Source organism: Corynebacterium sp. KPL2825 (assembly GCF_037908445.1).
GTDB lineage: Bacteria > Actinomycetota > Actinomycetes > Mycobacteriales > Mycobacteriaceae > Corynebacterium > Corynebacterium kefirresidentii.
Map to the genome: position 1 here is coordinate 1 of NZ_JBBMGI010000010.1, position 11,732 is coordinate 11,732.

Below are 11,732 nucleotides of genomic sequence, written 5' to 3' on the forward strand. Positions count from 1 at the left end.
TGGTCCACAACCTTGGCACCAGCAACAACCTCACGCAGGCCACCCTCGAAGTCAGCGTTAGTGGAAACCTTCGGAGTGTCCTTCTCGTCGTCACCAGGGGTACCCGGCTCGTTAGGCTCGGTCGATTCAGAAGGCTCGGTCGGCTTATCCGGGGTCGTCGACTCGCCGTCCGAAGGCTTGTCAGACTCAGAGGTCTCGGAAGCTTCAGAAGACGTGGTCTCTACAGACTCGGACTCAGAAGACTCACTGGACTCAGACTCAGACGGTTCCTCAGACTCGGAAGGCTTCTCACTCTCAGAGTCACCCGGCTCCTCAGACTCGCTGGCCTCGCTAGTCGTCGAGGTAGAGGAATCCTCAGAGGAAGAAGGCGTAGAGGTTTCACCCTCGCCACCGTGACCAGGCTTATCCGGAACCTCCTCGGTAGAGGTGGCGGTCTCCGGAGTGGTGGTCTCGGAAGGCTTGTCAGACTTTACAGTCTGAGCCTCGTCCTCGATATTGGTGTGCTCGGCGATGTCATTCTTCTCACCAGTGGTGGAATCCTCGCCGTCCTTGTTAACAGCAGTGGAGGTCAGGTACTCGAAAGCAACTGCCTCATCAACGGCCTCGGTAACACCCTCATCAACGGTGATCTTGACTTCTACCGTGCCCTCGGAGGTCTTCGGTACGAAGGTCTTCTCACCGTGGCCGATTACCGGGAAGTCACCAGTGGTCTCGTCCTTGACCTTGGAACGCAGCTCTGCATTCAGAGTGTATTCCTTGCCAGGAACCAGGTCGTTGTACTTAACCTTATCGGTAATGACGGTGCCAGCCTTGATCTCATCGCCCTCAGCCTTCTCAGCCTTGGTGCCGATGGATGGCTCCATCTTGGAGGTTACGGTCTGTGCCTCATCATCGATGTCGCGGTGATCGGTAATCTTCTTCTCTTCGTCAGAGTTCGGAGTGTCCTTACCGTTCTCATCGACCTGCTTGGAATAGAGATCCTCGAATGCGACGGCAGCCTTGATAACGCCTTCAACGTCATCGTTGACCTTAATGTCAACAACCTGCTCGCCGGAAGACTTCTTCGGAGTGAAGGTTACATCGCCCTTGCCGACGACCTCGTGCTCACCCTTATCATTCTCAGCCTTGTTACGCAGCTCAGCCTTCAGGGTGTATTCCTTACCCGGCACCAAATCGGTGTAGGTAACGGTGTCCTTGACGGTGACGCCAGCCTTTACCTGCTTAGCGTTGTCAAATTCAGCCTTAGTCTGGATAGACGGGGTCCACTTGGTGTTAACGGTCTGCTTCTCATCGTTGATGTCTTCGTGAGTAGCAATCTCGTTCTCATCGGAGGAGCCAGTGGTCTCGTTGCCATCCTTGTCTACCTCGGTAGATACAAGCTTCTCGAAGGCAACCGCAGCGTCAACAGCAGGATCTGCCTTCTCGTTGACGGTGATCTCAACCTTCTGTTCACCGGCGGACTCCTTCGGAGTCAGTTCCGCAGAGCCTTCACCCAGTACGGTTTCGCCATCTTTCTTGGAGATGAGTTTTGCCTTCAGGGTGTACTTCTTACCCGGAACAAGATCCTTATACGTCACAGTGTCAATAACCGTGGCACCCTTCTCTACACGGTTGCCATCCTTGATCTTGGCCTGCGTGTGAATCTCAGGATTCCACTTGGTATTGACGGTCTGCGCCTCATCATCAATGTCCTCGTGCTTCGCAATGAAGTTGCCATCGCCGGAATCGTTCGGGACATCCTTGCCGTTCTCATCCACCTCGTGGGAGTACAGCTTCTCATAAGCAACGGCAGCAGCAACAGGGTTCTTCACACTGTCATCGACATTGATCTTTACCTCAACGTCCCCGGACTCACCCGTAGCTTCAAAGGTCTCAGAACCGGTACCAAGAATAGCGTGCTCGCCGTTCTCGCCAGCAGCCTTGTTACGCAGCTCAGCCTTTAGGGTGTACTTCTTACCCGGGACAAGCTCCTCGTAGTGAACCTTATCCTTAACGGTAGCGCCAGCAACGACCTGCTGCTTGTCGCCATCAAAGGAAGCTTCAGTCTTAATCTCCGGATTAAGGTCCTTCTCCTGCTCTTCAGTGCCTGGAACCGGAGCGGTCGGCTCAGTCACCTTAGTGGTCTCGTCAGGAGAGGTCGGTTCAGTAGTGGAATCCTTTGGAGTGGTCTCCTCAGTGTTAGACGGCTCAGAATCCGTGGTCGTCTCACTATTAGGGGTAGTCTCCTCACCCGGATTCTCAGGAGTGGTCTCATCGGACGGATTTTCCTCCGTCTTCGGAGTCTCCGGAGAAGTAGTAGGTTCCTCAGTTTCACCTTCATCGTCGGGCAGACCCGGCTGATCCGGCGGCATTACTCGCTGCATGCCTGGAGCCCTTTTCCCATTCTTCTCAACCGGAATAACCACAGTGACGAAATAGTCTGCAGGTTGCTCAGGAATCTCTGAAACCTTCTTGAAAGAAGGGCCCTTATTTCCCGGAGTATAAGCGCTCTCAATCTCAAGACCCGTTAGATCTGTGAATTCTTTCATAGAGCCATTAAAGGTCGGAAAGTTGACTTGATCATAAGGGTTGTTGTACTTGGGCTGTTGCCCGTTAATGGTATAGGCGGCCGCAGTCCTGTTATCCGGACGTTCACTTACCAGCGCTATCATGTATACCACATACGTACCCGCAGCGGCCTTATCCCCAGCCTTAATGGCCTTTTGCCACTCGAGAGCTAACCGAATCACAGCGTCCCGATACTCGGAAGGAATGCTCAATTTTGTCGCGTTGTCCTTCGAGTACAAAACGCTAGTTTTGTTATTTGGGTACTTGTCAAGAGGATCTATACACCAAGCCCACCCCACGTTGTTATTTGGGTTTGCCTTCGTGCCATCCTTAGGGGGACCTGCCCACGTCAGAGAGCCCCATGCCTGGGCGTCCTCGCCTACATTAACCCTACCGCCCATCTCTACGTTCGGCGTAAAGTCGGTAGGCTCAGCAGCCCCTGCCTTACTACCCGGAACGGTGACCATGGCCGCGATTACCGCAATTGCAGCAAGCACTGCGGTAAAGACCATCCACCCCTCTCGGGATATATTTCTTAACTTACTCATTCTTTCCTCTTCGAGCGGTACAAATACTTACATTCGTTTTCCTGTACAGCGAGTGTCTTCGCTGAACAGAACCTGAAATTGAGACTTGAACACACTGCGGTTAATCAGGGTTTTGAACCCGAATCTGGATTAACTCTTATCGTGCCCTCAGCATAGTATCACGGGAAAATTTAAGGCGCCAGCCAGAAAGCTTTAGAAAACTGCAGGTTATGCAGGATTTCTAATTTCATACCCACAGGTGGATGCACTTATTTCCACGGTTAACCTAGGTTTAAATACGTATGTTCAATGTATCCTAGGCCTTTCTTAAGGTCTGGACACCACACTAATGGCTTAATCAATACTAAGATTAGCTTTAACAAGACCTACGTAGATATTTCTTTACGCTGTGCTTTATCTAATTTCTTGCAAATTTTAGAGAGGGGGGATTGCACGCAATTTCTTCGCGTCACCCCGCTACCATCCCCAGAAAGTTGGTGTTACAGGTGTAACTGCATGGCATTCGATAAGAGTGTACGCACGTTCGACATTTAGAAATGTAGTAATCCTTAACCCTTTTGCCTCTCATCTCCAAGAAGGGCTGTGTGAGCGAAAACTCTGCCTAAGGTCGTCACAATCACACTTAGGACCCCCGAATAGGGAGTGAGGGAGAATTGGGCAAAGAAAAATCCGCACGGGCGTCGGCAAGCGGATGCTTTACCGAGGCCGCAGTGCGGATCCTGGAATGAACTAGGCCTTAAAGAACGGCAGTAACCCGGTAGCCCTTTTCCTGCAGGAGCTGGGAAACCGCCTCAAAAGTATCGCCATCCTTGTCCGGGTTGTAGGTCTCCGGGTTCAGGGCAATATGGGCGGTGTCGCCTTCGTAACGGACGCTGATGAAGTCGTAGCCGGCTTCGGCATGGGCGGCGTCGATAAGTGCCTGCACGTCGTCGTTGTTGCCCTGCCCAGCAACGGCAACCTGCTCCTGCTCAGGAGCCGGCGCAGCCTCCTGCGCCGGGGCGCCCAGGCCGAAGAAGCCCATAATCGTGGCTAGCAGGCCGCTCACAAGCTTGATAATCATTGAAGTAACTCCCTGTGTAGTAATACGCGGGAATAGGGCCCGCGAAAGCTGAAAAACTCTCAGTACTTAAAGCAATCTTAACTTTAGCTTAGTATCTAGTTACGTTCAACAGGGAAAGCCTTAATTCACCAAATCATGGGCTTGAGGTGGTTAAGGGGCGCTGAAAACGCCACAGCGCCCGTGCTCCGTCTCAATGACGGGACACGGGCGCTTTCACTCAATTAGGGCTAAATCCTTAAAGGGACCGCGAGCTGGATAGGGGTAGCAACCTTTGTTGTCTGCTTGGAGGGCTAGAAGAAGCATCGTGCAGAGAGCCAGTTCAGCTGTGCTAGAGAGTGGGGCTCTCACCCCAGGCTAATAAGGACTACATCCTTACTGGTCTTCCATGACATCGTGACGCACGATGGTCTGGTCGCGGCCCGGACCAACGCCGATATAGGAGATACGGCAGCCAGACAGCTCTTCCAAGCGCAGGACGTAATCCTGCGCCTTCTGCGGCAGCTCTTCAAAGGTGGAGCACTCCGTGATGTCCTCATCCCAGGCCGGCATGGTCTCGAAGATGGGCTCGGCGTGGTGGAACTCGGACTGGGTAAGCGGCAGCTCGTCGTAGCGCTTGCCGTCGACGTCGTAGGCCACGCAGATAGGAATCTCGCCAATGCCGGTGAGAACGTCCAGCTTGGTCAGGAAGTAATCGGTAAAGCCGTTCACGCGGGTGGCGTAGCGCGCGATGACGGAGTCGTACCAGCCGCAACGGCGCTTGCGGCCGGTGTTGACGCCAATCTCGCCGCCGGTGGTCTGCAGGTATTCGCCCCACTTATCAAAAAGCTCGGTGGGGAACGGGCCAGCGCCCACGCGGGTGGTGTAGGCCTTGATGATGCCCAGGGAAGTCTTGATGCGGGTTGGACCAATGCCGGAGCCCACGGAAGCACCACCGGCGGTCGGGTTAGACGAGGTCACGAACGGGTAAGTGCCATGGTCCACATCCAGCATGGTGGCCTGGCCGCCTTCCATGAGTACGTGCTTACCAGACTCGAGGGCCTTGTTGAGCTCGAGCTCGGCATCGATAACCATCGGGCGTAGGCGATCGCGGTAGCTCAAGAAGTACTCCACAATCTGATCTGCCTCGATGGCCTTGCGGTTGTACATCTTCACCAGCATCTGGTTTTTAATGTCCAGCGCAGACTCCACCTTCTGGCGCAGGATGGACTCATCAAAGATGTCCTGCACACGGATACCGATGCGCGCGACCTTATCGGCATAGGTCGGACCAATGCCGCGGCCGGTGGTGCCAATCGCGCGCTTACCCAAGAAGCGCTCCTGCACGCGGTCGAGCGTCTGATGGTAAGGGGCTACTAGGTGCGCATTGGCGGAAATCTTCAGGCGCGAGGCATTCGCACCGCGGGCTTCGAGGCCATCAATTTCATCAAAGAGCGCCTCGAGGTTAATTACCACGCCATTGCCCAGCACCGGGGTAGCGTTCTCAGACAAAATGCCGGCCGGCAGGAGCTTCAGCTCATATTTATCGCCGCCTACCACGACGGTGTGGCCGGCGTTATTACCGCCGTTCGGCTTGACCACGTAGTCAACCTTGCCGCCGAGGATGTCGGTCGCTTTGCCCTTGCCTTCGTCGCCCCATTGGGCGCCGACAATGACGATCGCTGCCATTGTTTAGTCACTTCCTCATTATTGAAGCCAAAATACTCTCCAACTTTACACTTTCCCGGCCCAAAAAGCGCGCGTAGCATGGTGCGCATGCGTTTTTTGTTCCTCCGCTGCGGCGCCCCGGACATTTCCATGCCCGCTGAGGCCCACGATCTCTCGGCCGTTCCTACCCGCAAAGAGCTCGCGCTTATCGACGCCTTCCTCAACCCCCTCCTCCCCACAGACCCCACTCCCTCGCTCGATGACATCGCCGCCCAACCCGATGTTCGCCACCTCGGCACGCCGGAGCCATCCCCGCAGGCGCCCCACCTCACAGAGCCCGCCCGCATCGTCGTCGCCGGCTCCGATGCTGCGCTTTCGGCCGTACTCACCCGCCTCATGCGCTCCGATCGCCTCTGGGCCGAAGTCGCCTTCATCCCCGTGTCCTCGGCTACTCCTTCCGCCGCCGCACAGAACTGGGGGCTTCCCACCGACCCGGCCGAAGCCCTCGACTTCGCCCGCACCGCCCCGGTCCGCCCAGCCCCTCTCATCCGCAATGATTCCGGCCTCGCAGTCGCTGGCTCTGCCACCATCTCAGATGCCACAAACGGAGCTTTCACCGGCGAAATCATCATCGACGACCACACTCTCGCCGCCTCCTCCCCCAAGACCTTCGGCGCACGCCTGGTCCCGATGACCGATGCCCCCGGCATCCTCGCCGCCCGCGCCACTTCCCCCGTCGAGTCCCAGGGCCGCCTCCGCTCGCTGCTGCGCAAGCCCGGCCAGCTCGCCCCTGAATCTGTACGCACCGGCCGCGCCGTCCAGGCCGGCGGCCCACAGCTGCGCGTCATCGTCGATTCGGTCCCCCACAAGCGGCCGGTGACCCGCGTGACCTTCTACCGCCACCTACGCGATCTCCAGATCGTCCGCCCTTAGCCCCGCGCGACGACTTCAGTCCTCGCGCCCCCACACCTCCGGTGGATAGGCCGGATGCTGCGACGTCGGCACGAGGTGCGCCACGGCCGACTCACGCGAGAGCCCGCACACCATCAGCATATCGACCACAATGGAGCGCGTCTGGCCCAAAATCATATAGGCCGATAACGTGCCGTCCTTGTCGATGATGTCTAGCCCGGCGCGCCCGCCCACGATGCGCAGCCGCTGCACGAGGTCCGGAATCTCAATCGCTTCGTCGTGCCCATGCTGTTTGCCTTGGCCGTAGAGCTCGCTGATGGCGAGCATGATTTCAGAAAGCTCATCGAGCAATTCCACCTGCGCGTCTGAAACCTTGTCGCGGTCCTCCGTCAGGCCTAATGCCTGGCGGGAGAGCACGCGCACGCCGCGCACCGCGTTATCTACCGGCATGAGGATGCGCTCCAGCGAGCGAATGCTGCGCCGCGATGCCCACAACAGTGGCGAGACCTCCGAGGCCTCCCTGCCCGATTGCGCCGCACTCAGCAGGGTATTCACGCTGTCTTGCGTACCGCGCACCGCCTCGCGCGCATCTCGGATAACGGCGGGGTCTTGCTGGCGGATGCCGTACGTGACGTCGGCAAGAATGCTCGAGGCAATCTTGAGCACCTTCGATACCTCGCGCCGCGCCTCCACCAACGGGGAATTGGGAATCAACGCGATGGTTATCAGGCCAATGCCTGAGCCAATCATCGCGTCGATCGCGCGGTGCAGGCCACCCGGGCCCTCCGTGGGTGGAAAAATCGTCGCAATCAAAATCGCGCCAAAGACAATCTGGTTAGTAATCAGCGGCGACTTGGTCAAAAACGAGCCCACCACCAGGCCCGCGCCCACGATGAAGAAAATCTGGAACGGCCCCTGCCCCACAATCTGAAAGAGCAAGTCGCCTACGGCCACGCCGATGATGCCGCCAATCGACATCTCCAGCGCCTTCTTCATCCTGTCCCCACCGGACATCCCTAAAATGATGACCGCGGAAATCGGCGCAAAGAACGGCTGCGGGTGCCCCACCACATCGCCGGCCACCCAGTACGCGAGCGCCGCACCAATGGTCGCCTGCACAATATAAACAAACCGCGAGCGGATGCGGTTTACCCGCGAGAGCACCGAGCGGTCAATCACCCGCAGCTTTTGCCGCGTTGAGACTCTTTCCTTCGCTTCCGACATGCCTTCCAGCATAGAAGACCGCCCCTACCATCGCCGCTGTCCCCGCGCATCTTGGCCGCCGGCTAACCTGTAGACAGCTCTTGCCGACGCCCCCTTTCCCCCACTCATCCACAATTTCTCCCTCCCCGGCCGCGCACCGCTTGTTCAGCCCTCGCGTGCCCTTTAACTTCGGCCGTGTGAACACCGATTTTCTTCTGCTATGCCGCCGCGGCGTCGACCTCGTCGCCGAATTTCGGGGCTGCTCCGAAGACTCGCTTCTCGAAGCCGGAGCCAGTCCCCTTCTGGCTGCCCAACTCGCCCGCCTGCAGCACGTCTACTTCGGCCGCACGTCGAATACCCGCAAGCAACGCCACGCCCGCGAGGCCGCCCGCAGCCGCGGCCATGACCTCACCACGCTCGATAGCATCGAGTCTTATACCCGCCGCGTACGCGATCCCAACCGCGCTTGGGACCTGCGCCTAACGCACTGCCGCACCGAGGCCCGCCTGATTCCCTCCGTGGCCAAGAAGCTACTCAAGCAGCTCAATCCACCTCGCCGCCCCGAGCCCGGTGTGCGCTATACTCGCCGCCCCGACGGCCCACACACCATCTCTATTACGGCCGATCCCACCGATATCGCCGATATCAAGGGCGTGCTCTCCTCCGTCAACAAAGACGATCCCCTCGCCGCCGCCAAGAAGGTGCTCCTCGAGGGCAATCCCGGCGCGCTGCCGGCCGTGCATACCAACGTCATCCTCACCCTAGACCAGCTCGACCGCATCGTCGCCGCGCCTTCCGACGCCTCCGATATCACCCTCCAGCTCACCAACGGCGCCCGCATGACCGGCGCACAGCTGGTTGCCCGCGCTCTCGCCCAGCGCGGCTATGTCAGCCTCGTTCACCCCGAGCACGGCCCGGTAAACCTGTATCGCACCGAGCGCATGGCCACGTGGAAACAACGCATGCTCGCCGCGGCCGAGCACCCCGTGTGCGCGTGGCCGGGTTGTAATACGCCTGCCGACGACGCCCAAGTCCACCACCTCACCGCCTGGTCCACCGGCGGACCCACAAACCAAGAAAATCTGGTCACCCTGTGCGCACACCACAACGCCATCAACCAGGATGACCCCTCCCGACCCACAGAACGCGGCCGTATGGTGCGCGTAAGTGGCCGCATCGCCTGGGTACCGCCGTGGAGCAATACCCCGCGCTTCGTCCCCAGCCCCACCCGGCCACCGAATCGCCACACGCAGCCACCTGGTCCTTAGCCCCTCGGCCCCACCACCCGCCAGCGCCGCCCGCGGAAACCTGGCCCTGGCCGAAGGCATGAAAAAGCCGCCTCCCACGTGGGGAAGCGGCCAGTTCGGCGTGCCTACTTAAAAGGCTGTCGCAGCTTGGAGAGGTTACTTGGAGAGGGACTTGCCCACAGAGTGCAGGTCCTGGCAAGACTCGATGACGCGCTCGGACATGCCCTGCTCTGCCTTCTTCAGGTAGGAGCGTGGGTCATAAACCTTCTTGTTGCCAACCTCGCCGTCAATCTTGAAGACGCCATCGTAGTTTTCCATCATGTGGCGAGCAACCGGGTTGGTAAAGGCATACTGGGTATCGGTATCCACGTTCATCTTGATGACGCCGTAGCGAAGTGCCTCTTCAATCTTTTCCTTCTCGGAGCCGGAGCCACCGTGGAAGACGAAGTCGAAGGCGTACTCGTCCTCACCCAGGCCGAGCTTCTTCTGTGCAACCTTCTGGCCCTCCAGCAGGACCTCTGGGCGCAGCTTCACGTTGCCTGGCTTGTAGACGCCGTGAACGTTGCCGAAGGTAGCGGCCAGCATGTAGCGGCCCTTCTCACCGGTGCCCAGGGCATCGATGGTCTTTTCAAAGTCCTCCGGGGAGGTGTACAGGTTAGCGCCTGCCTTTGCCTGAACGCCGTCCTCTTCGCCGCCGACGACGCCAATCTCAGCCTCGAGGATGACGTGAGCGTTCTTAGCCTTTTCCAGCAGTTCCTGTGCGATGACCAGGTTCTCGTCGATTGGAATAGCGGAGCCGTCCCACATGTGGGACTGGAACAGCGGGTTCTCGCCGCGGTCGACGCGCTCCTGGGAGATAGCCAGCAACGGGCGGACGTACTCATCGAGTACCTCCTTCTGGCAGTGGTCGGTGTGCAGCGCGATATTGACGCCGTAGTGCTTCGCGGCCTCATGAGCGAATGCGGCCAATGCCTGAGCACCCTTGACCTTATCCTTCAGTGCCAGGCCGGAACCGAAGGCTGCGCCGCCGGTAGAGAACTGGATGATGCCGTCGGACTCGGCCTCCGCAAAGCCCTTCAGAGCTGCGTTAATGGTCTCAGAAGAGGTGCAGTTGATAGCTGGGAACGCGAAGCCATTCTTCTTCGCGGTATCCAGCATCTCGTTATAGACCTCAGGGGTTGCAATTGGCATGAATTTCCATCCTTAAAAGTGGGTTTGTGGTCAAACACGTTCCAGCACCCAAGTATGCCCGTTTCACGGAATTTCTGCCGCAAAAACTCTGTGACATTTTCAACCCATCTATGCGCGCCGCACAACTGGCCCGCCCCTGCGGACTATTTAGATAGATGCCGCGTCACGCGAGCGCAGGCCTCCATCAGCATCCATCCGGAAAGTTGCACGGATAAATCGCGCTCGTCCACGCGGATGATGCCTACCTTCTCACTCATGGTGCGCCGGCCGAAGCCGTAGTTATGCGGCAGGCGCGCATCGGACAACCAATCAGAGCCGAAGATCGGCAGACCATCAACCTCTAAGCGGTGCTCCCACACCGACTCGGCCGAGGCCATCACCATGCGCGCGGCCAGCTTCTTCGTGGCACGGTTGGCGGGAGAATCGCCGGGCAGGCGCACGGCGACGTCGGCAAGATAGCGCATCAATATGCCCTTAAACAGGCCCCCATCACCATCGCCGGTCTCCCAGTCCACCACGCCCGAGGGGGTAGCCATGCCCGAAGCCACCGTCTGCACCAGGCCGCGGATGCGGATAATGTAGTCCATCATCTCGGACGCCAGCTCGGCCTCGTGCACGCTGTCGATTTGCTCCAAATCACCGATACCGGCCTTTTCCCGCAGCGCCAGCACAATTTCCAAGCACGCACCTAGAACCACGCCTTGGCAGTAGGGGTGGATGTTTTTTACCACCTCAGGGCCGTCCATGCGCATGCGCACGCCGTCCATGATGTAGCCGTCGTCATCAAGCAGGTGATCGTAGATCCAGTCGATGATGTGGCGCGCTTCCTCAATGCGCCCCATCCGCGCCAACATGATGGCGCCCGGGCCATTGGAGGGCACGTTCATGAAATTCTCGCCGAGGCGCCACGGCAACACGCCGAGCGATTCATCGAGTCCTTCGTGGATATTGCGCTGCAGCTCCGCCAAACGCTTCGGCGTCTTCGCCTTCTTTAGCTCCTCCACGCGGCCGAAGGCCAAGGCGAGCCACCCCTTGTCATCGTAGTATTTATTCTTCGTCAGCTGCGTCAGGTTGCGGATACGAATCCCCCGCATGGTGTCGAAGATGCGCTGTCGGCGCACCTTGGTGTTATTGCGCAGCGCCGCATCAACGAGGCAATCCAAATAATGGGCCTGCCACCAGTAGTGCCAATGGATGAAGAGTTTTTCTTTCGTGGTAGGCGGCCAGCTCACCACCGCAAGATTGGTGCGCGGCAGGCCCCACACAGGGTGCGCGTGGCGCTCATTGATGGCCGCTTCTGCAAGTTCGGCGCGGTGGGCCCATTTTTCTTCCACGATTCCTCTATCACTCCAGTTACGCGGGTAGATATAGCTAGTGTAA

8 protein-coding genes are annotated in these 11,732 nt (G+C 58.4%); 2 read left to right on the forward strand and 6 right to left on the reverse strand.

The window, feature by feature from the left end:
* The 3 genes from WMQ00_RS08640 to WMQ00_RS08650 form a co-directional block, all read right to left on the reverse strand.
* A partial coding sequence (locus WMQ00_RS08640; protein WP_340440892.1) for a VaFE repeat-containing surface-anchored protein occupies positions 1-3,095 on the reverse strand: 3,095 nt, incomplete at its 3' end.
* A 736-nt stretch (positions 3,096-3,831) separates the two neighbouring features.
* The gene (locus WMQ00_RS08645) at positions 3,832-4,155 is read right to left on the reverse strand and encodes a hypothetical protein (protein ID WP_023019986.1); all 324 of its coding nucleotides are present in this window, start codon (positions 4,153-4,155) and stop codon (positions 3,832-3,834) included.
* A 372-nt stretch (positions 4,156-4,527) separates the two neighbouring features.
* On the reverse strand, positions 4,528-5,820 hold the full coding sequence (locus tag WMQ00_RS08650) for an adenylosuccinate synthase (RefSeq protein ID WP_023019987.1): 1,293 nt from the start codon (positions 5,818-5,820) through the stop codon (positions 4,528-4,530).
* An 87-nt stretch (positions 5,821-5,907) separates the two neighbouring features.
* Here WMQ00_RS08650 and WMQ00_RS08655 point away from each other — a divergent pair, with 87 nt between their 5' ends.
* Entirely contained in the window at positions 5,908-6,732 is an 825-nt protein-coding gene (locus tag WMQ00_RS08655) for a hypothetical protein (protein WP_340440893.1), read from the forward strand.
* A gap of 15 nt (positions 6,733-6,747) precedes the next feature.
* Here the strand turns inward: WMQ00_RS08655 and WMQ00_RS08660 are convergent, their stop codons facing one another.
* Complete coding sequence (locus WMQ00_RS08660; protein ID WP_200288594.1) at positions 6,748-7,947, reverse strand: FUSC family protein; 1,200 nt, start codon at positions 7,945-7,947, stop codon at positions 6,748-6,750.
* Positions 7,948-8,111: 164 nt separating this feature from the next.
* Between WMQ00_RS08660 and WMQ00_RS08665 the strand changes: the two genes are divergently transcribed.
* A complete protein-coding gene (locus WMQ00_RS08665) occupies positions 8,112-9,182 on the forward strand; it encodes an HNH endonuclease signature motif containing protein (RefSeq protein WP_340440894.1) in 1,071 nt (356 codons plus the stop codon).
* 135 nt (positions 9,183-9,317) lie between these two features.
* Here WMQ00_RS08665 and fbaA read toward each other — a convergent pair whose 3' ends face one another.
* Together fbaA and WMQ00_RS08675 are read right to left on the reverse strand one after the other, a co-directional pair.
* Positions 9,318-10,352 (reverse strand): class II fructose-bisphosphate aldolase, encoded by a 1,035-nt coding sequence (gene fbaA, locus WMQ00_RS08670; protein ID WP_023019991.1) that lies wholly within the window; start codon positions 10,350-10,352, stop codon positions 9,318-9,320.
* A gap of 143 nt (positions 10,353-10,495) precedes the next feature.
* Positions 10,496-11,686 (reverse strand): glycoside hydrolase family 76 protein, encoded by a 1,191-nt coding sequence (locus WMQ00_RS08675; protein ID WP_023027775.1) that lies wholly within the window; start codon positions 11,684-11,686, stop codon positions 10,496-10,498.
* Positions 11,687-11,732 lie beyond the last annotated feature (46 nt).